The organism is Diaphorobacter oryzae DSM 22780, assembly GCF_059568935.1.
Window position 1 is genome coordinate 437,744 of the sequence record NZ_JCANUL010000002.1, and the last position, 21,552, is coordinate 459,295.

Here is a 21,552-nt window from a genome sequence, read left to right on the forward strand (position 1 = left end):
CGTGGGTCAGGCCGCCGGCCGGCCGTGGCGCGCCGGGTCGTACCCCAGGTCGCGCGACAGCTGTTCGGCCGCGGCGCGCAGGGGGCGCTCGATGGCGCCGTCCCAGGCGGGGTCGAACGTGGCGGCGGGCCCCAGCGTGGTGATGCCCAGGGCCAGGTGGCCGTCGGCGTCGAACACGGGGGCGCAGAAGGCGGTGATGCCCGGCAGCAGCGTTTCCACCACGCGGGCGCAGCGGCGCTCGCGCACCTCGCGCAGCAACGCGTCCACGCTGGCGGCGTCGCGCGGCATGTCGGCGGGGCCCTGGCGGGTGGCCAGCGCCAGCTCCTCGGCCAGCAGCGCGGCGGTCTTTTCGCGCGGCAGCCAGGCGGCAAAGCAGCGGCCGGTGGCGGAGGCGAGCAGCGGCATCACGTCGCCCAGGCGCAGGTTGGCCGTGACGGACTGGGGGGCTTCCTCCCAGTGCACGATGGTCGGGCCGCGGTTGCCCCAGACGGCCAGCGCCAGCGTGTGGCCCAGGGTTTCCATGAGCGGCGCCATGCGTTCGCGCGCCAGGCGCATGGCGTCCAGCCGCGCCAGCGAAGCAAGCCCTAACTTTAGTGCGGCGGGGCCCAGGTCGTAGCGCGAGGTGCGCGCATCCTGCACCACCAGGCCCAGGCGCTGGAAGCTCACGAGGTAGCGGTGCGCCTTGGCGGCGCTCATGCCGGCCTCCTGCGCCAGATCCTTGAGCATCAACGGCCCGCGCGCCTGCGCCAGCGCGTCGAGCAGCGCAAACCCTACCTCCACCGACTGAATGCCCGCGCGTTCCTTGTCCATCTGCACTAGAATTTTGGAGTTCTGTTTAGTTAAATCAATTCACTGGATCGTAATTTGTGCCAGGCGCGGTGTTTCCCGCGGGTGCAGCAGATCCCAGCCAAGAGGAGATTCCAGCCCATGAAACTCGCCACCTACAAGGACGGATCGCGCGACGGCCAGCTCGTCGTGGTCTCCCGTGACCTGGGCACGGCCCATTATGCGACCGGCATTGCCAGCCGCCTGCAGCAGGTGCTGGACGACTGGAACTTCATGGCGCCCCAGCTGCAGGACCTGTACGACCAGCTCAACGCCGGCCGTGCGCGCCACGCCTTTCCCTTCGACCCGCAGCAGTGCATGGCGCCGCTGCCGCGCGCCTACCAGTGGGCCGACGGCTCGGCCTACATCAACCACGTCGAACTGGTGCGCAAGGCGCGCAACGCCGAGGTGCCGGCCAGCTTCTACACCGACCCGCTGATGTACCAGGGCGGCAGCGACGACTTCATCGGCCCCTGCGACGACGTGGTGGTGCCCAGCGAGGCCATGGGCATCGACTTCGAGGCCGAGATCGCCGTCGTCACCGGCGACGTGAAGATGGGCGCCAGCCCCGAGCAGGCGCTGGACGGCGTGCGCCTGGTGATGCTGGCCAACGACGTGAGCCTGCGCAACCTGATCCCGGCCGAGCTGGCCAAGGGCTTCGGCTTCTTCCAGTCCAAGCCCGCCACGGCCTTCAGCCCCGTGGCCGTCACGCTGGACGAGCTGGGCGACGCCTGGCAGGGCGGACGCGTGCACCTGGCGCTGCAGTCCACCTGGAACGGCCGCAAGGTCGGCATGTGCGACGCCGGGCCGGAGATGACCTTCCACTTCGGCCAGCTCATCGCCCACATCGCCAAGACGCGCAACGTGCGCGCCGGCTCCATCGTGGGCAGCGGCACGGTCAGCAACAAGGACTGGGCCAAGGGCTACAGCTGCATCGCCGAAAAGCGCTGCATCGAGACCATCCAGGACGGCAAGCCCAGCACCGAATTCATGCAGTACGGCGACACCATCCGCATCGAGATGAAGAACAAGGCCGGCCAGAGCCTGTTCGGCGCGATCGACCAGACCATCGCCGCGCCGCAGTGATTTTTGAGCCAAATTGGCACTTTGCGCTTATCTGTCAAGCGCTGATAGCTATATAAAAAAGAGCAAGGAGACAACCGATGGACCGCAGACAGTTGCTGGCAGCCGCCGCTGCCGCCGTGGCCGCGCCGTGGGCGCGCGCCGAATCCGCCTACCCCGGCCAGCCCCTGCGCTGGGTGGTGCCGTACCCGGCCGGCGGCGGCACCGACGTGCTGGCCCGCACCGTGGCCGAGGCCATGCGCGGCGGCCTGGGCCAGCAGATCGTGGTGGACAACCGCCCCGGCGCGTCCACCAACATCGGCAGCCAGATCGTGGCCACGGCCAAGGCCGACGGCTACACCCTCATGTCGGCCGACAACGCGCTGCTGGCCTACAACGAGCATCTGTTCCGCAAGCTGCCCTTCAGCCCCGAGAAGGACTTCACCTACATCGGCGGCCTGTCGCGCTTCCCGCTGGTGCTGGTGGTCCACCCGGCGTTCGAGGCGCAGACGTTCAAGGACTTCCTGGCCTACGTGCGGGCCCATCCCGGCAAGGTCAACTACGCCTCGCCCGGCAACGGCTCGCCGCACCACCTGGCCATGGAGATGTTCAAGCACCGCACCCAGACCTTCCTGACCCACATTCCCTACCGCGGCGCGGCGCCGGCGGTGCAGGACGTGATGGGCGGGCAGGTGCCCTGCATGTTCCTGGACCTGGCGGCGGGCCTGCCCGTGATCCAGTCGGGCAAGGTGCGTGCGCTGGCCATCGGCTCGGCCCAGCGCGTGCCGGCGCTGCCGAACCTGCCCACGCTGGCCGCGGTCGGCGTGGCCGACACCGAGGTCTACGCCTTCCAGGGCCTGCTGGCACCGGCGGGCCTGCCGCCCGCCATCACGGCGCGGCTGAACGCCGAGCTGAACAAGGCCCTGGCCGCGCCCGCCGTGGTCAAGCGCATGCAGGACTTCGGCATGGAGGCGCTGGCCGGCACGCCCGAGCAGTTCCGCGCCCTGGCCCGCGCCGAGGCCAAGCGCTGGGGGCCCATCATCGCGGCCACGGGCGTGAAGCTGGACTGAAGGCCGCGCCCAGCCGCCCCCGCGCGGGGCTCTTGTGCAGCAAAATCGACTGCAGCGCCCACCCATTCTGCGCAGGGTGCTACGAAAAACAGGAGCCCCCATGCACGCCACGCCCGTTCGCACGCCGCCGCCCGCGCTGCTAGACAGCCTGCAGGCCCTGGCGGAGCGCCAGCTTGCGGCCCAGGAACAGGCCCACGGGCTGGCCTGCTTTCGCGCGCGCCACACCCACGGCGTGCAGCGGGTGGATGTGGCCGGGCCCGCGCTGGCGGTGCTGCTGCGCGGCCGCAAGTGCGTGCGCGCCGAGGGGCAGGACCACCGCCTGCGGCCGGGCGAGCTGCTGCTCATGCGCCGGCCCTGCCGCATCGACGCGGTGAACGCCCCGGACGCGCGCGGCGGCCCGTACCTCAGTCTGTCCATCGCGCTGTGCGAGGAAGTGGTGAGCGCCGCGCGCCTGCTGTGGGCCCAGCCCATTCCTACCGGCGGCCCGGCCGTGGTGCGCTGCGCGCTGGCCCCGTGCGAGGAGGCGCTGGGGAACTGGAGCGCCGCCATGCTGGCGGGCGACGACGCCCGGGCGCGCCTGGCCCTGGCCGCGCTGCTGCTGCAGCTGTGCCACGCGGGCCATGCCGGCGTGCTGGCGCCGCCGCCGCCCAGCGTGGCCGCCCAGCTGCGGGCGCTGGTGGCGCAGCAGCCCGAGCGCGACTGGCAGTCGCGCCACTTCGAGGACGCGCTGGGCCTGTCCGGCGCCACGCTGCGCCGCCGCCTGCAGGCCGAGCACACCAACGTGCGCGAACTGGTGGCCGAAACGCGCCTGGCGCGCGCGCTGGAGCTGCTCTACGCCACCTCCTGGCCCGTGAAGACCGTGGCCGCGCGCGTGGGCTACCGCTCGGTGGCCAGCTTCACGCGGCGCTTCAGCGCCCGCTACGGGCTGGAGCCCACCCGCATCGGCAACACGCCCTGAGCGCCGGGCGAGCCCCCTGAGCGCTGCGCACAGCCCTTTGAGCGCCCCGCGCGGGCGGTTCCGCCTAAGGTGCGTGCCTGGGGCCGGCGCGGTGCCGGCCCGTGTTGCAGGAGCATTCCACCCATGGGGTTTCACATCCTTCGCCGCGGCGCCTGGCGCGCCGCCTGCCTGTCCCTGTTCGTGCTGGCCGCAGTGGGCTGCGCCAGCGCTCCACCACCACCGGCGGCTTCCGCGCCCGCCAGCCGCGAGGCGCAGGCGCCCGGCTACTACCGCCAGCAGGTGGGGGCGCTGCGCGTCACCGCGCTGTTCGACGGCGTGGTGGGGCTGACGCGCGCGCAGATCGTCGGCCTGGACGCGGCGCAGGTGCAGGCCCTGCTGGACAGGCGCTACGTGCCCGAGGACGCGCAGGGCCTGCAGACCGCCGTCAACGCCTATCTGGTGCAGAGCCAGGGCCGCGTGCTGCTGGTCGACACCGGCACCGCGCAATGCTTTGGCGACGGGCTGGGCCAGGTGCTGCGCCATCTGCGCGCCGCCGGATTCGACCCCGCCGAGGTGGACGACGTGCTCATCACCCACGCCCACCCGGACCATCTGTGCGGCCTGCTGGACGCGCAGGGCCGCGCCGCCTATCCGCGCGCCACGGTGTGGCTGTCGCGCGCCGACGCGGACTTCTGGCTGCAGGCCGCCACGGCCAGCCGCCTGCCCGAGCCGCTGCGGCCCCTGATCGGCATGGCCCGGCGCGCCGTGGCGCCCTACGAGGCCGCGGGGCGGCTGAAGCGCTTCGCCCCCGCCGACGCGCTGCCGCCCGGCGTGGCGGCGCTGCCCACGCCGGGGCACACGCCCGGCCATGTGTCGTACCTGCTGGACGCGGGCGCCGCGGCCGCGCCGCTGCTGGTGTGGGGTGACGTGGTGCACTACCACGCGGTGCAGTTGGCGCGCCCCGACGCCTCCTTCGAGCCCGACACGGACCGCGACCAGGCCGTGGCCAGCCGCAGCGCCCTGCTGGCGCGTGCGGCGGACCAGGGCTGGTGGGTGGCCGGCGCGCACATGCCCTTCCCCGGCCTGGGCCATGTGCGCCGCGAGGGCGGGGCCTATGCCTGGGTGCCCGCGGAATATGCGCCGCTGCGCCCGTGAGGGCGCGGTCCACGGGGCGTTGTGTGCTCAAAAGTCGCTCTGGCGCCCAGTGGGTAAGCGCAAGAAGCTATCAAAATAATAGCAATTGGGCGGTGCCAGTCGCCGCTCAGCCCGCCAGCGGCTGCACCTGCACCACGCAGTCGTAGAAGGTGGGCGCGGCGCCCAGGTCGGTCAGGGCCTGGCTGGTCAGCTCGTTCACGTTGGTGCCGTTGGGCCCCAGCTTGCGCCACCAGATGCCCAGGCCGTTGACCACGCCGGGGCGGGCGCGGCCGTTCACGGCGGCGTGGCATTCGTAGCTGCCGCGGTCGTTGAACACGCGCACCGGGGCGCCGTCGGCAATGCCGCGCGCGGCGGCGTCCTCGGGGTGCATCTCCAGCACCGGGCGGCCCTCGGTGTCGCGCAGGCTTTGCAGGTTCACGAAGCTGGAGTTGAGGAAGTTGCGCGCGGGCGGCGAGATCATGGCCAGCGGGTAGCGCGCCGAGCTGCCGGGCGCCTCGTGGTTGGGCAGGTAGTCGGGCAGCGGGTCCAGCCCCTGGGCGGCCAGGCGCTCGCTGTGGAACTCGCAGCGGCCCGAGGGCGTGGGAAAGCCGCCGTCGGCAAAGGGTGCGTCCGCCACGGCCAGGGGCGCGAAGCCCGTCTCCAGCAGCTGCCCAAATTCCACGGCCTCGCCATAGGCCTGGCGGCACAGCTGCTCGTCGCTGTCGGCAAAGCAGGGATCGGCAAAGCCCATGTGCGCGGCCAGGTCGCGGAAGATCTGCGCGTTGCTGCGCGCCTGGCCCAGGGGGGCAATCGCGGGGCGGTTGAGCAGCACGTCCGTGTGGCCGTAGGACAGGTGCACGTCCCAGTGTTCGAGCTGGGTGGTGGCGGGCAGGATGTAGTCGGCCCAGTCGGCGGTGTCGGTCTGGAAATGCTCCAGCACCACGGTGAACAGGTCTTCGCGCGCGAAGCCCTGCACCACCTTGGCGGAGTCCGGCGCCACGGCCACGGGGTTGCTATTGTAGACCACCAGGGCCTCGACGCGCGGGCCGAAGGCGGGGGAGGCGTCGCGCAGCAGGTCGTCGCCGATGGTCACCATGTTGATGCTGCGCGGCCGGCGGCCGGCCAGCAGGTCGGGGCGCTGCAGCTGCGCCCGCTGCACCGGGTAGTGGCCGGAGCTGGACAGCAGCACGCCGCCCGCGCGGTGGCGCCAGGCACCGGTGAGCGCGGGCAGGCAGGCCACGGCGCGCACCGCGTTGCCGCCGCCGTGCGCGCGCTGCACGCCGTAGTTCAGGCGGATGGCGGCGGGCCGCGTGGTGCCGTAGTCGCGCGCCAGGCGGCGGATCTGCTCCACCGGCAGGCCGCAGACCTCGGCCGCGCGCTCGGCGGGCCATTGCAGGGCGCGCTCGCGCAGCTGCTGCCAGCCCACGGTGTGGCGGGCGATGTAGTCGTGGTCCAGCCAGTCGTGGGTGATCAGCTCGTGCATCAGCGCCAGGGCCAGCGCGGCGTCGGTGCCGGGCAGCAGCTGCAGGTGCTCGTGGCATTTCTCGGCCGTCTCGCTCTTGCGCGGGTCGATGCACACCAGGCGCGCGCCGTCGCGCTTGGCCTGCTGGGCGATGCGCCAGAAGTGCAGGTTGCTGCCGATGGAGTTGCTGCCCCAGATCAGGATGAGCTGGGATTCGGCGAAGAACTCCACCTTCATGCCCACCTTGCCGCCCAGCGTGTGGACGAGCCCCTCGCCGCCGGCCGCGGAGCAGATGGTGCGCCCCAACTGCGAGGCGCCCAGGCGGTGGAAGAAGCGCCGGTCCATGCTCTCGCCCTGCACCAGGCCCATGGTGCCCGCGTAGCTGTAGGGCAGGATGGCCTGGGCGTCGCGCGCGGCGATGGCGCTCAGGCGCTGCGCGATGTCGGCCAGCGCCTCGTCCCACGACACGGGCGCGAACTGTCCGCTGCCCTTGGGGCCCGTGCGCTTGAGCGGCGTGAGGATGCGCTCGGGGTGGTGGGTGCGCTCCGCATAGCGCGAGACCTTGGCGCACAGCACGCCGCCGGTCTGCGCATGTGCCGGGTTGCCCTGCACGCGCACGGCGCGGCCGTTTTCCACGGTGGTCAGCAGGGCGCAGGTGTCGGGGCAGTCGTGCGGGCAGGCGCCGCGCACCTGGGTCGCGGCGGTGGGCGAGGGGGTGGTTGTGGGCATGGCGTTCACTGGTGCGTCGGTACACTCGCCGCACGGGTATTCCACCAAATGGAATACGGGGCGGGTGCGATATTTTTGGGAACAGAGAGGGATTGCATCATGACGCAGCTTTCGTTGGGGCGCAGGCGGTTTTCCGTGGGGCTGGGCGCGGTGGCGCTTGCGGGTTTTCCCTTGGTGCGCGCGCAGGGCGAGGGGCCCATCGTGCTGGGCCAGTCGGCCGCGCTCACCGGCGCGGCGGGCCAGTTGGGCGTGCAGTTCCAGGCGGGGGCCCAGCTGGCGTTCGACCAGGCCAACGCCCAGGGCGGCGTGGGCCGGCGCAGCATCGAGATCCGCGCGCTGGACGACGGCTACGAGCCCGACCGCTGTGCCGAGAACACGCGCCGACTCATCGCCGATGACGTGTTCGCCCTGTTCGGCTATATCGGCACGCCCACCAGCCTGGCGGCGCTGCCGCTGTTCACGCAGGCCAGGGTGCCGTTCTTCGCTCCGTTCACGGGCGCCATGGCGCTGCGCCGGCCGTTCAACCGCCTGGTCTTCCATGTGCGGGCCTCCTATGACGACGAGACCGAGCTGCTGGTGCGCCAGCTCACCCACCTGGGGCTGAGCCGCATCGGCGTGTTCCACCAGAACGACAGCTATGGCCAGGCGGGGCTGGACGGCGTGGCCAAGGCGCTGGCCGCACGCCAGCTCACGCCCGTGGCCACGGGCACGGTGGAGCGCAACTCCGACAAGGTGGGCGACGCGGTGGCCCGGCTGGTGGCGGCCAAGCCCGAGGCGATCGTGCAGATCAGCACCTACGCCTCGTGCGCGGCCTTCGTGCGCGCGGCGCGCAAGGCGGGCTACGGCGGCAACTTCTACAACGTGTCCTTCGTGGGCACGCAGGCGCTGGCCGACGCGCTGGGCGCCGACGGCGCGGGCGTGGTGGTGTCGCAGGTCGTGCCCTCGCCCTACCAGGGCTCGCGCCAGATCACGCGCGAGTTCCACGAGGCCATCAAGAAGGGCGGCGGCAAGGTGTTGGCCAACTACTCCAGCATGGAGGGCTACCTGGCCGCGCGCGTGTTCGTCGAGGGGCTGCGCAACGCCCAGGCGCAAGGCGGCGGCAGGCCCACGCGCGAGGCGCTGATCGCCGGGCTGGAGGCCATCAATGGCCAGGTGGGCGGCTTCCAGGTGGGCTTCGGGGCCACCGACCGCCAGGGCTCGCGCTTCGTGGAGATGTCCATGCTCACGGGCGACGGGCGGGTGCGCACCTGAGGCACGGGGCTATGGCCGCGGGTTCGGCAGGGATGCGAGGCCACGGCTAGACTGTGACACCACCAGTACAAGCAAGCACTGAAACGCCATGAAAGTCATCGATTCCATCGTCGCCGAGGCGGCCTCCATTGCCGCCGTGCGGCGTGACATCCATGCCCACCCCGAGCTGTGTTTCCAGGAGGTGCGCACGGCCGACGTGATCGCGGCCAAGCTCACCGAATGGGGCATTCCCACCCACCGCGGCCTGGGCACCACGGGCGTGGTGGGCATCGTCCAGGGCCGCGACGGCGGCGCCTGCGGCCGCGCCGTGGGCCTGCGCGCCGACATTGACGCCCTGCCCATGCAGGAGTTCAACACCTTTGACCACGCCAGCAAGTACCAGGGCAAGATGCACGCCTGCGGCCACGACGGCCACACGGCCATGCTGCTGGCGGCGGCGCAGTACTTCTCCAAGCACCGCGACTTCGACGGCACCGTGTACCTGATCTTCCAGCCGGCCGAGGAGGGCGGCGGCGGCGCGCGCGAGATGATCAAGGACGGCCTGTTCGAGCAGTTCCCCATGCAGGCCGTCTTCGGCATGCACAACTGGCCCGGCATGCCGGCCGGCACCTTCGCCGTGAGCCCGGGGCCGGTGATGGCCTCGAGCAACGAGTTCAAGATCACCATCCGCGGCAAGGGCAGCCACGGCGCCATGCCGCACATGGGCATCGACCCCGTGCCGGTGGCCTGCCAGATGGTGCAGGCGTTCCAGAACATCATCAGCCGCAACAAGAAGCCGATCGAGGCGGGCGTGATCTCCGTCACCATGATCCACGCGGGCGAGGCCACCAACGTGGTGCCCGACAGCTGCGAGCTGCAGGGCACGGTGCGCACCTTCTCCACCGAACTGCTGGACATGATCGAGCGCCGCATGCGCCAGGTGGCCGAGCACACCTGCGCCGCGTTCGAGGCGCGTTGCGAGTTCGAGTTCGTGCGCAACTACCCGCCCACGATCAACTCGCCGGCTGAGGCGGAGTTCGCACGCAAGGTGATGGCCGGCATCGTGGGCGAGCAGAACGTGCTGCCCCAGGAGCCCACCGGCGGCGCCGAGGACTTCTCCTTCATGCTGCAGGCCAAGCCCGGCGCCTATGTCTTCATCGCCAACGGCGACGGTGACCACCGCGCCATGGGCCACGGCGGCGGCCCCTGCACGCTGCACAACCCCAGCTACGACTTCAACGACGCGCTGATCCCGCTGGGTGGCACCTACTGGGTGGAGCTGGCCCGCCAGTGGCTGGCCCAGCCCACGGCCTGACGCGGCTTGCAGCGGCCTTCACACGGCTGACATGTCCCGGCCCCACCGTTGCGCGGTGGGGCTTTTTTTTATGGACGCAAGGGGGTTCGATGATCGGTATCCCGCAGGCATTCGCCGCCAGCTACGCCCAGGCCCGGGCCCAGTTCGTGGGCGCAGCGGCCACGGCCGGGCTGGCGCTGGCGCCCGACATCCATCCGCTGCGCGGCCCGGACGGTGAAACGCTGGCGCTGGACGTGGTGCGCGACGGGCCGCCCGACGCGCGCCGCCTGCTCATCGTGAGCAGCGGCTGCCATGGCGTGGAGGGCTTTTGCGGCAGCGGCGTGCAGGTGTTCGCGCTGCACGACGCCGAATGGCGCGCCAAGGCCCGGGCGCAGGGCGTGGCCGTGCTGTACCTGCATGCGCTCAACCCCCATGGCTTTGCCCACCTGCGCCGCGTCACGCAGGAGAACGTGGACCTGAACCGCAACTTCGTGGACTTCGGCCAGCCCCTGCCGGCCCACCCGGCCTACGGCGCGCTGCACCCCGTGCTGCTGCCGCCCGAATGGCCGCCTGGCGACGCCAACACGCGGGCCCTGCTGGGCCTGCTCGACTCCCTGGGCGCCCAGGCGCTGCAGGCCGCCATCACCCGGGGACAGTACACGCACCCGGACGGCCTGTACTTTGGCGGCACGGCGCCCACCTGGAGCAACCGCACGCTGCGCGCCGTGCTGCGCCGCGAGTGCGCGCGGGCCGAGCGCATCGCCTGGGTGGACCTGCACACGGGCCTGGGGCCCGCCGGCCATGGCGAGCGCATTCACGCCGGGCGCGACGACGCGGATGGGGGCCAGGCCCTGGCCCGCGCGCGCCGCTGGTGGGGCGGTGGCGGCGCCACGCCGGTCACGTCGACGGAGGACGGCTCCTCCGCCTCGGCCCCGCTCACGGGGCTGATGTGCCACAGCGCCTACGACGAATGCCCGCAGGCGCAGCTCACGGCGCTCACGCTGGAGTTCGGCACCCAGCCCGCTCCCGCCGTGCTGCAGGCGCTGCGCGCCGACCACTGGCTGCACCTGCACCCGCAGGCTTCGCCCGCGCTGGCCCAGCGGGTCCACGCCCAGATGCGCGAGGCCTTCCACACCGATACCGACGCCTGGAAGGGCCAGGTGATCAGCCAGGCGCGGCAGGTGCTGTTCCAGGCGGTGGATGGACTGTGCGCCGGGTGACAAGCAGGATGCGCAAAAAAGAACGATCGTTCGTGTTTTGACTACACTGTGCGGCGATACCAACCCTGAACCGGAGACATGCCATGTCCGACCTGAACGCCAGCTTTGAAGCCGCCGTCGCCAACTCCAAGAACCTCAGCGAGCGCCCGGACAACCCGACGCTGCTGAAGATCTATGCCCTGTACAAGCAGGCCACGGCCGGCGACAACGCCGAGAAGAAGCCCAGCTTCTCCGACATCGTGGGCCGCGCCAAGTGGGATGCCTGGGAAAAGCTCAAGGGCACGGCGGGCGACGCCGCCAAGCAGCAGTACATCGACCTGATCGAGTCCCTGCGCGGCTGATCAGTCGGCCGCCTGGGCGACGCCGTGCGCCGGCGGCGCCAGGGCCTGCAGGGCTGCCATGCGCTCGGCCTGCGGTGCCCGGGCCAGCGCCCGCACCGCCGCGTGAAAGCGCGGCCAGTCGCGCCCCTCGCGCTCGAACAGCGCCACGAAGGCGGGCACCCAATGGTCATAGGCCGCCTGCGCCGCAAAGCTGGCGTTGTTGGCCTCGCGCACCCAGCGGTCCAGCGCCACGAGCTGCTCGGGCGGCGTCTGCGCCGCCAGCCAGCGCGCGCGCAGCCGGTCGTAGTCGGCATGGAAGCGCTGCATTGCTTCACTTTTCATAGCATCTAGCGCTTGATGGTCGGGCGCTGGGGCCTTGTTGGATGCATAAATGGCGCCCAGGCGCTCGCGCGTGGCGCGCGTGAGGGCGCGGAACTGCGCGCGGCGTTCCTCGCTGGCCGCGAACTCCGTGCGCGCCGCGGGCGTGGAGTGTTCATCCAGCCAGCGCTGCACGCCCAGGCGCTCCACGGCCGTGGCGTAGGCTTCGTTGAACTCGGTGTCGCCCGGCGCATAGGCCACCTGGTGCGCCAGCTCGTGGAACAGCAGGCGCACGAAGTCGCCCTCGGACCAGGCGATGAAGGTGGACAGCAGCGGATCGCCCCCCATCCAGTTGCTGTAGCCCAGCGTGGAGTAGGCGGGCACGCCGTACACGCTCACCTCCAGCCCGGTGGCGGCCAGGCGATCGGCCTCGGCGCGGGCGCCGGCCTCATCGAAATAGCCGCGGTAGCCGATGCAGCCGGTGACGGGAAAGCACCAGCGGTGCAGCGTGAGCGAATAGGGGCCGGCCGCCACCACGTTCCACACGGCGGCGCGGCGCTCGAGCCGCGCGTAGCGCCGGTAGCTGGCGTTGTCGGGCAGGGCCAGCGCGTCCACCGCGAAGGCGCGGGCCTGCTGGGCGAGCTGCAGCCGCGCGCGCAGCGGCTGCGAGGTGTCGGGGCTGGCGATCCATTCGTCCACCGGGCGGGCGGCGTTCATGATGGCCAGGTGGCCGTTCAGCGACTGCCAGTAGTAGCCCAGCGTGCCGCCGGACTGCGCGCAGCCGCCCAGCAGCAGCACGGCGGCCCAGGCCAGCAGCAGGCGAAGTGGGGGGCGGGCGGCAGGGGTCATGAAGGGTGGTGGCGATGGCGGACGGGCCAGCATAGCAAGCCGCCATGGCCGGCCGGTTTACGCGGGGTGCGCCCGCGCTTCACAATGCCGCCATGCCCGAAACCTCTACCACCCCCGCCGCCCCGGCGGCGCCGGACGCCGGCGGCCTGTTCACCGACGAGGGCGGCCATGCGCGCTGCTTCTGGTGCAGCGCCTCGCCCCTGTACCGCCACTACCACGATCACGAATGGGGCTTTCCCGTGACGGACGATCGCCGCCTGTTCGAGAAGCTGTGCCTGGAGGGCTTCCAGGCGGGCCTGAGCTGGCTCACCATCCTGAACAAGCGCGAGGCCTTCCGCGCGGCGCTGGCCGGGTTCGAGGCGGAGGAGCTGGCGCGCTTCGGCCCGGCCGAGGTCGAGCAGCTGCTGGGTAACGCGGCCATCGTGCGCCACCGCGGCAAGATCGAGTCGGCCATCCACAACGCGCGGCGCGTGCTGGAGCTGCGCCGCGAGTTCGGCTCGCTGGCGCACTATGTGTGGCGCTATGCGCCGCAGGCGGCGCAGGACCGGCCCGAGCGCATGACGCTGGCGGCGGTGCGCGCGCTCACCACCTCGGCCGCGTCGGTGGCGCTGTCCAAGGACCTGAAGAAGCGCGGCTGGAGCTTCGTCGGCCCCACGACCATGTACGCCTTCATGCAGGCCATGGGCCTGGTCAACGACCACATTGAGGGCTGCGGCGCCCGCGCCGCGGCCGAGGCGGCGCGCGCCGCGTTCGTGCCGCCCGTGGCGCAGGCATGAAAAAGCCCTCCGGCGGAGGGCTTGCGGCGCGGAAGCGGTCCGGCGGGGGGCGATCAGCCGCCCTTGGTGCTGCGCTTGCCAGGGTTCTTCTTGCTGCGCGTGGCCACGCCGCGCTCCAGGCTCACGCGCTGGCCGCGGCCGTGCGTGGCCACGGGCATGCCGGGCATGGGGGTGGGACGGGGCGTGCGCTTGCGGTCGGCTTCGGTGACGATTTTGTTGCCCATGGTGGCTCCTGAATTGAAAAACGATGAAAACACGCTATTAGGCCATAGCCGCGCTGCCGCACCGGGCGCCGGCGGCTGGGCTGCGGCATGGGGCGCGTGGGTACGCTGCGGTTCGGAGTGTTCTTTTTGCTATTAAATTAATAGCTGTTTGCGCTTGATGTATAAGCGCTGGAGGCCTGTTTCATTGAAATGACGGCGCGTCCGGGAGCGGCAGGCCCCCCCCGCGCCGCCGGCCGGCAGGCCGCCACCCATTGACGCGGCCGGGCGCCGCCTTCAAGAATCGGGGCTGTCGCGGAGGAAGAGGACGTGCCATGAAGCATTTGCTCGATTCCCTGGAAGCCAGCCTGGCCCTGTCGCCGGTCGGGGTGGCCGTGGAACTGCCGGGCGGTGTGCGCCTCGGCGATGCCAACGCCGATCTGCGGCTGCATTTCCGTGACCGCATGGCCGTCGTGGCCCTGGCCATGGGCGAGATCGGCAACGTGGGCGCGGCCATCGTCGAAGGCCGCGTGGCGCTGGAGGGCAGCATGCGCCAGCTCATGACGGTGGCCGCGGCCATGCTCCGGTTCGACCCGGCGCACGACGAGCAGGCGAACTGGTGGCGGCGCGTGCTGCTGCGGGCCCGCTCGATGGCTGCGCACACCATGGCCCATGACGCGCGCCACATCCAGTTCCACTACGACTTGTCGGACGACTTCTACGCCCTGTGGCTGGACCCGCGGCGCATTTATTCCTGCGCCTACTACCGCGCGGCCGACATGACGCTGGCCCAGGCGCAGGAGGCCAAGCTGGACCACATCTGCCGCAAGCTGCTGCTGTGCCCCGGCGAGCGCTTTCTGGACATCGGCGCCGGCTGGGGCGGCCTGCTGCTGTGGGCGGCGCAGGAGTACGGCGTGGACGCCACGGGCATCACGCTGTCGCGCAACCAGCATGCCCATGTGCAGCGGCTCATCGAGGAGCGTGGCCTGCAGGGCCGCGTGCGCGTGCGGCTGCTGGACTACCGCGAACTGCAGGTGGAGCAGCCCTTCGACAAGATCGCCTCGGTTGGCATGTTCGAGCATGTGGGCCGGGCGCAGATGGAGCGCTACTTCGCCACCACGCACCGCCTGCTGCGCCCGGGCGGCCTGCTGCTGAACCACGGCATCACGGCCGGCGGCCTGGACAATGCCGGCCTGGGCGCCGGCCTGGGCGACTTCATCGAGCGCTACATCTTTCCCGGCGGCGAGCTGCTGCATGTGAGCGCGGTGCTGCACGACATGGCCCGCGCGGGGCTGGAGATGCTGGACACCGAGAACCTGCGCCCGCACTACGCGCGCACGCTCTGGGCCTGGTCCGACATGCTGGAGGCACGCCAGGACGAGGCGCGCCGCATCCTCGTGGCCCAGCATGGCGCGGACAAGGGCGAGAAGGCGCTGCGCGCCTACCGCCTGTACCTGGCGGGCTGCGCCCTGGCGTTCGAGCGGGGCTGGATCGCGCTGCACCAGATGCTGGCCGCGCGCGCCGACGCCAGCGCTGCGGGCGGGATACTCCCGGGGGCGCAGTCCGACTATCCTTTCAATCGCGCCTACATGTACGCCAGCCAGGCGGCCGTGCACGGCACCCCCTGATCATTCGTCTGGAGTCCATATGCTGTTCAAGTTCAAATCCCGCGCCACCGCCGATCTCATCATGCTGGAGCCCAACGGGCGGCAGCTGCTGGAGATCATCGGCAAGTCCCCCGACGAGCCCCATGGCATCGTGACCGTCGCGCAGATTCCCGGGGCCATCAGCGCACTGGAGGCCGCCGTGGCCTTGGATGAGGCGCAGGCCGGCGCACCCGCCGAGGAGGGCGAAGACCTGGAGGGCGAGCAGGAGCCGCGGCGCGACACCGTGCGCCTGCGCCAGCGCGCGGCGCCCTTCATCGACATGCTGCGCCGCAGCGCGGCGGACGACGCCGACGTGGTCTGGTAAGCGGCGGGCGCGGCGCTCAGTCCACCTTGGCGCCCGAGGCCTTGACCACCTGGGCCCATTTGCGGTGCTCCGCCTCGATCAGGGCGGCGAATTCGGCGCTGGTGTTGCCGCCGGGAATCGCTCCCTGCGCCAGCAGCCGCTCCTTCACCGCGGGCGTGGCCAGCGCCTTGGCGACCTCCTGCTGCACGCGCTGCACCAGGTCGGGCGGCGTGCCCGCGGGCACGAGCAGGCCGAACCAGGAGCTGGCCTCGTAACCCTTGAGCGCGGGGCCGCCGGCTTCTTCCACCGTGGGCACGTCGGGCAGGGCGGTGGAGCGGTGGGCGCTGGTCACCGCCAGGGCCTTGAGCTTGCCGCCCTTGATGTGGGCCATGGACGAGGGCAGGTTGTCGAACATCACGTCCATGTTGCCGCCCACCATGTCCAGCAGCGCCGGCGCCGAGCCGCGGTAGGGCATGTGCAGCATGTAGGTGCCGGTCATGCTCTTGAACAGCTCGCCCGCCAGGTGGATCGAGGTGCCGTTGCCGCTGGAGGCCATGTTGAGCCTGCCGGGATGGGCCTGGGCGTAGCGGATGAAGTCCTGCACGCTGTGGATGCCGAGGGTGCGGGCCTTGTCGGCGTTCATGACCATCACGTTGGGCACCGAGGCCACCAGCGTGACGGGCACGAAGTCCTTGATCGGGTCATAGGGCAGGTGCTTGTAGAGCGCGCGGTTGATGCCGTGTGTGCCCACCGTGCCCATGAGCAGGGTGTAGCCGTCGCCGGGCGCCTTGGCCACCAGTTCCGCGCCGATGTTGCCGCCCGCGCCGCCGCGGTTGTCCACGATGAACGGCTGGCCGAAGGCCTTGCCCAGCTCGGGCGCGATGGCGCGCGCCAGGATGTCGGTGGTGCCGCCGGCGGCAAAGGGCACGACGATGCGCACGGGCTTGGCGGGCCAGTGGCCGGCCTGGGCCTGTACCTGGCCGGTGGCGCCCAGGCCCGCGGCGAGCGCCGCGCCGATGGCTAGCAGCATCGGCCGGCGCCGCAGGCGGTGTGGTGAAGCGTTGGTCGTCGTCATGCGGTCCCCCAGGGTGTGCGAAACCCTGGTTGTAGGCCCATGCGGGCCGGCAGGGGCTGCAGGATTACCCGCAGGGCGGTGACCGCACCGCCAACGAAAACGCCCGATGCAGGGCATCGGGCGTTGGGTGGTTGGGGCCGTGGTCAGGCCCCCGCCGGTGTGCGCGGCCTCAGTCGGCGTAGGTGCCGGCCGCCTTGATCACCATGCCCCACTTGTCGATCTCGGACTGCACGAACTTCTTGTGCTCCTCGGGCATCACGCGCTTGTCGCTTACCACCACGGCGCCCAGGCCTTCCTGCTTCTTGATGAACTCAGGGTCTTTCACGGCCACCTGCAGCGCCTCGTTGATGCGTGCCACCACGGCGGCGGGCGTGCCCTTGGGGGCATACAGGCCGTGCCAGACCGAGACGTTGAAGTCCTTCAGGCCGCTCTCCTGCAGCGTGGGCAGATCTTTGAGCGCCGGCATCTTCAGGCGTTCCTTGGTGGTCACCGCAAACGCCTTGACCTTCTTGCCCTCGATCTGGGACGTGGTGTTGGTGGTCTGGTCGCACATCAGGTCGATCTGGCCGCCGATCAGGTCGGTGATGGCGGGCGCCGCGCCCTTGTAGGCCACGGGCGTCATGTGCGACTGCAGTGCGTGCTGGAACATCAGGCCGCACAAATGGCCGGCCGAGCCCAGGCCGGAATGGCCCAGATTCACCTTTTCCTTGTTCTGGGCGATCCAGGTGGCCAGTTCCTTGTAGTTGTTCGCCTCCAGCGTCGGGCGCGAGATGATGGTCATGGGCACGTCGTTGACGATGCCCAGGAACTCGAAGTCGGTCATCACGTTGAACGGCAGCTTGCGGTACAGCGTGGGAATGGTGGCCATGCCGATGTGGGTGAGCAACAGGGTGTAGCCATCGGGCGCGGCCCGGGCCACCTTGGCCACGCCAATGGTGCTGCCGGCGCCGGCGGCGTTGTCGATGACGACGGTGGCGCCGCCCAGGGGCTTGCGCAGGGCCTCGGCCAGGTCACGCGCCACGCGGTCGGTGGGGCCGCCGGCCGAGAAGGGCACGACGATGGAGATGTTCTTGTCCTTGACCGGGTAGGCCTGAGCGGAGGCGCCGAAAGCGGCGAGGATGGCGGCCGCTCCCATGGCGATCTTGAGGGTAGTTTTCATGATGCTCCTAGAAATGAGGCGCAATATTAGAGGTGAAATAACTGTCGGGCATCAAGGAAATCACCGAGCCCCTGGCGCCTGGTTAGTGAGCGCCGTTTGACCCGCCGGGGTTGACGGCCGCAGCGGGCTGGTGCAACGGGGCGCCGCCTTGCGGCCACGGCGGCGCCAGCGCGTCCGTCAGCGGTAGCTGCGCGCGTCCTCAATCACCTTGCCGTCGTTGGGCAGGCTGCCCGGCGGCACCATCTGCACGTCGCCGCGCAGCTTGGTGGTCTCGCGCAGGGCATCCTGCAGCTGCTGGGCCAGGCCGGCGGCGGTTTCCAGGGTCTCCACCTGCAGCAGCATCTGGTCGTTGGCCATTTCCCCGCTGACCACCAGCCGTGCGCGCAGCACCTGCGGGAAGCGCTTGACCACCGCGGCGACCTGGCCCGGGTGGACGAACATGCCGCGCACCTTGGTGGTCTGGTCGGCCCGGCCCATCCAGCCCTTGATGCGGGTGTTGGTGCGGCCCGTGGGGCACGGGCCCGGCAGTACGGCCGAGAGGTCGCCGGTGCCGAAGCGGATCAGCGGGTAGTCGGGGTTGAGGGTGGTCACCACCAGCTCACCCACCTCGCCCTCGGGGACGGGGTCGCCCGTGCCGGGACGCACGATCTCGACGATCACGCCCTCGTCCAGCACCAGGCCCTCGCGGGCGCTGGTTTCGTAGGCGATCAGGCCCAGGTCGGCCGTGGCGTAGCACTGGTAGCCGGCCACGCCGCGCTCGGCGAACCAGTCGCGCAGCGAGGGCGGGAAGGCCTCGCCGGAGACCAGGGCCTTGGTGACGCTGGGCAGGGCGACGCCCTGCTCGGAAGCCTTCTCCAGGATGATCTTCAGGAAGCTGGGCGTGCCGATGTAGCCGGCGGGGCGCAGTTCGGCCATGGCCTGCACCTGTTGCTCGGTCTGGCCCGTGCCGCCGGCGAACACCGTGCAGCCCAGGGCGTGCGCGCCGGTTTCCATCATGGAGCCGGCGGGAACGAAGTGGTAGCTGAAGCTGTTGTGGATCAGCTCGCCGGGGCGAAAGCCCGCGGCATGCATGGCGCGCGCCATGCGCCAGTAGTCGGGCCGCGCGCCCTCGGGTTCGTAGATCGTGCCGGGGCTGGCGAACACGCGGGGCATGCGCGCGCCGAACGTGAGCGCGCTGAAGCCGCCGAAGGCGTCCTGGGCGCGTGCGGCCTGCTGGCGCTCCAGCAGCTCGTACTTGCGCGTCACGGGCAGGCGGGCCAGGGCCGCGCGGTCCGTGACGGCCGCCGCATCCGTTCCGGCCAGGATGCCGGCAAAGGCGGGGCTGGCCTGCTGGGCATGGGCGATCTGGCGCGGCAATGCCGCCATCAGGGCGGCTTCGCGCTCGGCGGGGGCGCGGGTTTCCAGGGCGTCGTAGAACATGCTCATGCCTGGGTCTCCTGTCATGGGGAGGATGGTTGTGGGCTAAATGTGCCTCCAGCGCTTATCCATAAAGCGCTGACAGCTATTGATTTAGGAGCGATCAGGCCAGCCAGCGCTTGCGGCGCTTGTAGCTCTTGACGTCCTTGAAGCTCTTGCGCTCGCCGCCGCCGACGCCCAGGTAGAACTCCTTGACGTCTTCGTTGTTGGCCAGGTCCTGCGCCGGGCCGTCCATGACGATGCGGCCGCTTTCCATGATGTAGCCGTAGTCGGCGTACTTCAGCGCCATGTTGGTGTTCTGCTCGGCCAGCAGGAAGGTGGTGCCCTCCTTGGCGTTCAGGTCCTTCACGATGTTGAATACCTCCTCCACGATCTGCGGCGCCAGGCCCATGGAGGGCTCGTCGAGCAGCACGATGTTGGGGTTGCTCATGATCGCCCGGCCGATGGCGCACATCTGCTGCTCGCCGCCCGAGGTGTAGGCCGCCTGCGAGGTGCGGCGCGTCTTCAGCCGGGGGAAGTAGTTGTAGACCTTCTCCAGGTTGGCCGCGATCTCGCCCTTGTCCGTGCGGGTGTAGCTGCCGGTGAGCAGGTTTTCCTCGATGGTCAGGTGGGCGAAGCAGTGGCGGCCCTCCATGACCTGCACCACGCCGCGCTTGACCAGCTCGGCCGGCGACAGGTTCTGGATCTGCTCGCCGCGCAGCTCGATCGAGCCCTTGGTGACCTCGCCGCGTTCCCCCTTGAGCAGGTTGGAGATGGCGCGCAGCGTGGTGGTCTTGCCCGCGCCGTTGCCGCCCAGGATGGCGACGATGCCGCGCTCCGGAACCTGCAGCGAAACGCCCTTGAGCACGAGAATCACGTGGTTGTAGATGACCTCGATGCCGTTGACGCTCAGAACGATTTTTTTGGAGTCCATGGTGTTGCCTCGCTTTGCCAATCGAAAGGGCTGCGGGCGCAACCCTTTCGGTTGGCGGCTGCCCGAGGGCAACCGCTACATCGTCGGCCGTTGATATGGCGCGGACCAGGCCAGGGCCACCGCGCAAGGGCCGCCCCGCCGCGCCGGTGGCGTCCCCCTTCCCGAATCGCGCAGCGATTCGAGAGAAGGGGGAAGGCGCGTAAGCGCCTCAGGGGGATGCCCTCAAGACTGGCAGTCCGCCGCGTCGCGGCGCGTCATCTTCTTGTCGGCCAGGTACTTCTCGGAGCCGGCCTTGATGAGCGGCTTGAGGATCTGCTCGTCAGCCTGGTACCAGTCGGACGAGAAGTCCCACTTCTTGCCGTCCCAGGTGTGCACGCGGGCCCAGGTGGAGCCCATGTGGTCGCCGCAGCTGGTGGACAGCGGGCGCATCAGGCCCGAGAAGCCCAGCGCATCGAGCTTCTTCTGGTCCAGCGCCAGGTTCTCCATGCCCCAGCGCACCTGCTCGCCCGTCATGACCTTGCCCTTGCCGAAGCGCTCCTGCGCACGGCGCACGGCTTCCACGCCCAGCATCTGGATGATCACGCCGCGCGTGTACAGCACCGAGCCCACTTCGTCCTTCGGCCCCGTGCCCTGGTTGGCACCATGCACATGCTTGAGGATGTCCTGCATGACCTTGGACTGCGTGCCATGGCCGTTGAGCGCCAGTGCGTGGTAGCCCTTGGCACCGTCGCCCACGTCGCGCACGTCCGGCTCGGCACCGGCCCACCACACGCCGTACATCTTGTCGCGCGGGTAGCCCGTGGCCTGGGCTTCCTTCAGGGCCGTGGAGTTCATCACACCCCAGCCCCACAGCAGCACGTAGTCGGGACGGCTCTGGCGCACCTGCAGCCAGGTGGCCTTCTGCTCCACGCCGGGCGCCGTGACGGGCAGCATCTGCAGGTCGAAGCCGTGCATCTTGGCGCGTTCCTGCAGCAGCGGGATGGGTTCCTTGCCGAACGGGCTGTCGTGGTAGACCAGGGCGATCTTCTTGCCCTTGAGCTTGTCCAGGCCGCCGGCGTTCTTGCCGATGTGCTGGATCAGGATGTCGGCGCCGGTCCAGTAGCTGCCCATGTAGGGGAAGTTCCACTTGAACGCCATGCCGTCCTGCGCCACCGACAGGCCGTAGCCCAGCGTCATCAGCGGGATCTTGTCCACGGGGGCCTTCTCGGTCAGCGCGAAGGTGATGCCGGTGGCCTGGGGGTCGAACAGCGTCACGCCGGGGCGGCTCTTGAGGCGCTCGTAGCATTCCACGCCGCGGTCGGTGGCGTAGCCGGTTTCGCACTCTTCAAAGGTGAGCTTCACGCCGTTGACGCCGCCGTCGCGCGCATTGATCAGCTTGATGTAGTCCTGCTTGCCGTTGGCCCATGGCACGCCGTTGGGTGCGTAGGGGCCGGTGCGGTACGACAGCAGCGGGAAGAACTGCTCCTTGGCCTGCGCGGCTGCGCTGCCCGCAAAGCCTGCCAGGGTACATGCCACCGTGGCGGCTACAGCGAGTCGGGTGAATTTCATGGTTTTGTCTCCTTGTGGATGGATCGGAACGTCGCCTGAATTGCGCCTGTCTGGGCGCGGAACAC

General features: G+C 70.4%; 20 protein-coding genes. 11 read left to right on the forward strand and 9 right to left on the reverse strand.

Going from position 1 to position 21,552, the window contains the following annotated elements; translation table 11 throughout:
• Positions 1–6: 6 nt before the first annotated feature.
• A complete protein-coding gene (locus BP68_RS05260; RefSeq protein ID WP_496369559.1) occupies positions 7–810 on the reverse strand; it encodes an IclR family transcriptional regulator in 804 nt (267 codons plus the stop codon).
• Positions 811–927: 117 nt separating this feature from the next.
• Between BP68_RS05260 and BP68_RS05265 the strand changes: the two genes are divergently transcribed.
• From BP68_RS05265 to BP68_RS05280, 4 genes are all read left to right on the forward strand, one after another.
• On the forward strand, positions 928–1,911 hold the full coding sequence (locus BP68_RS05265; RefSeq protein ID WP_496369560.1) for a fumarylacetoacetate hydrolase family protein: 984 nt from the start codon (positions 928–930) through the stop codon (positions 1,909–1,911).
• Positions 1,912–1,988: 77 nt separating this feature from the next.
• Positions 1,989–2,957, forward strand: a complete 969-nt coding sequence (locus BP68_RS05270) for a Bug family tripartite tricarboxylate transporter substrate binding protein (protein WP_496369561.1) — start codon at positions 1,989–1,991, stop codon at positions 2,955–2,957.
• Between the two features lie 100 nt (positions 2,958–3,057).
• Positions 3,058–3,915 (forward strand): helix-turn-helix domain-containing protein, encoded by an 858-nt coding sequence (locus tag BP68_RS05275; protein ID WP_496369562.1) that lies wholly within the window; start codon positions 3,058–3,060, stop codon positions 3,913–3,915.
• 123 nt (positions 3,916–4,038) lie between these two features.
• Positions 4,039–5,049, forward strand: a complete 1,011-nt coding sequence (locus tag BP68_RS05280) for an MBL fold metallo-hydrolase (protein ID WP_496369563.1) — start codon at positions 4,039–4,041, stop codon at positions 5,047–5,049.
• A gap of 106 nt (positions 5,050–5,155) precedes the next feature.
• Here the strand turns inward: BP68_RS05280 and BP68_RS05285 are convergent, their stop codons facing one another.
• A complete protein-coding gene (locus BP68_RS05285) occupies positions 5,156–7,219 on the reverse strand; it encodes a molybdopterin-containing oxidoreductase family protein (protein WP_496369564.1) in 2,064 nt (687 codons plus the stop codon).
• 99 nt (positions 7,220–7,318) lie between these two features.
• On the opposite strand from BP68_RS05285, the gene BP68_RS05290 reads away from it, so the two are divergent.
• The 4 genes from BP68_RS05290 (at position 7,319) to BP68_RS05305 (ending at position 11,304) form a co-directional block, all read left to right on the forward strand.
• Positions 7,319–8,470, forward strand: coding sequence for an ABC transporter substrate-binding protein (locus tag BP68_RS05290; RefSeq protein WP_496369565.1), 1,152 nt, complete (start codon positions 7,319–7,321; stop codon positions 8,468–8,470).
• A gap of 88 nt (positions 8,471–8,558) precedes the next feature.
• Positions 8,559–9,764 carry a M20 aminoacylase family protein gene (locus BP68_RS05295; RefSeq protein ID WP_496369566.1) on the forward strand — a complete coding sequence of 402 codons (1,206 nt, stop codon included), beginning with the start codon at positions 8,559–8,561 and terminating at the stop codon, positions 9,762–9,764.
• Between the two features lie 89 nt (positions 9,765–9,853).
• A complete protein-coding gene (locus BP68_RS05300) occupies positions 9,854–10,963 on the forward strand; it encodes a M14 family metallopeptidase (protein WP_496369567.1) in 1,110 nt (369 codons plus the stop codon).
• Between the two features lie 83 nt (positions 10,964–11,046).
• On the forward strand, positions 11,047–11,304 hold the full coding sequence (locus BP68_RS05305; protein WP_496369568.1) for an acyl-CoA-binding protein: 258 nt from the start codon (positions 11,047–11,049) through the stop codon (positions 11,302–11,304).
• On the opposite strand, the gene BP68_RS05310 is transcribed toward BP68_RS05305, so the two are convergent.
• Positions 11,305–12,450, reverse strand: coding sequence for an aminopeptidase (locus BP68_RS05310; RefSeq protein WP_496369569.1), 1,146 nt, complete (start codon positions 12,448–12,450; stop codon positions 11,305–11,307).
• A gap of 92 nt (positions 12,451–12,542) precedes the next feature.
• Between BP68_RS05310 and BP68_RS05315 the strand changes: the two genes are divergently transcribed.
• A complete protein-coding gene (locus BP68_RS05315; protein ID WP_496369570.1) occupies positions 12,543–13,226 on the forward strand; it encodes a DNA-3-methyladenine glycosylase I in 684 nt (227 codons plus the stop codon).
• Positions 13,227–13,279: 53 nt separating this feature from the next.
• On the opposite strand, the gene BP68_RS05320 is transcribed toward BP68_RS05315, so the two are convergent.
• Positions 13,280–13,450 carry a hypothetical protein gene (locus BP68_RS05320; RefSeq protein WP_496369571.1) on the reverse strand — a complete coding sequence of 57 codons (171 nt, stop codon included), beginning with the start codon at positions 13,448–13,450 and terminating at the stop codon, positions 13,280–13,282.
• A 311-nt stretch (positions 13,451–13,761) separates the two neighbouring features.
• Here BP68_RS05320 and BP68_RS05325 point away from each other — a divergent pair, with 311 nt between their 5' ends.
• Positions 13,762–15,054: a class I SAM-dependent methyltransferase gene (locus tag BP68_RS05325; protein WP_496369572.1), complete on the forward strand. Its 1,293-nt coding sequence runs from the start codon at positions 13,762–13,764 to the stop codon at positions 15,052–15,054.
• A gap of 19 nt (positions 15,055–15,073) precedes the next feature.
• Entirely contained in the window at positions 15,074–15,397 is a 324-nt protein-coding gene (locus tag BP68_RS05330; protein ID WP_496369573.1) for a DUF1840 domain-containing protein, read from the forward strand.
• Positions 15,398–15,413: 16 nt separating this feature from the next.
• On the opposite strand, the gene BP68_RS05335 is transcribed toward BP68_RS05330, so the two are convergent.
• The 5 genes from BP68_RS05335 to BP68_RS05355 all read right to left on the reverse strand — a co-directional run bounded on the left by BP68_RS05335 (position 15,414) and on the right by BP68_RS05355 (position 21,487).
• The gene (locus BP68_RS05335) at positions 15,414–16,451 is read right to left on the reverse strand and encodes a Bug family tripartite tricarboxylate transporter substrate binding protein (protein WP_496369574.1); all 1,038 of its coding nucleotides are present in this window, start codon (positions 16,449–16,451) and stop codon (positions 15,414–15,416) included.
• A 169-nt stretch (positions 16,452–16,620) separates the two neighbouring features.
• A complete protein-coding gene (locus BP68_RS05340) occupies positions 16,621–17,610 on the reverse strand; it encodes a tripartite tricarboxylate transporter substrate-binding protein (protein ID WP_496369575.1) in 990 nt (329 codons plus the stop codon).
• 177 nt (positions 17,611–17,787) lie between these two features.
• Entirely contained in the window at positions 17,788–19,035 is a 1,248-nt protein-coding gene (locus tag BP68_RS05345) for a phenylacetate--CoA ligase family protein (protein ID WP_496369576.1), read from the reverse strand.
• A gap of 94 nt (positions 19,036–19,129) precedes the next feature.
• Positions 19,130–19,939 (reverse strand): ABC transporter ATP-binding protein, encoded by an 810-nt coding sequence (locus BP68_RS05350; protein WP_496369577.1) that lies wholly within the window; start codon positions 19,937–19,939, stop codon positions 19,130–19,132.
• A 222-nt stretch (positions 19,940–20,161) separates the two neighbouring features.
• The gene (locus BP68_RS05355) at positions 20,162–21,487 is read right to left on the reverse strand and encodes an ABC transporter substrate-binding protein (protein WP_496369578.1); all 1,326 of its coding nucleotides are present in this window, start codon (positions 21,485–21,487) and stop codon (positions 20,162–20,164) included.
• Positions 21,488–21,552 lie beyond the last annotated feature (65 nt).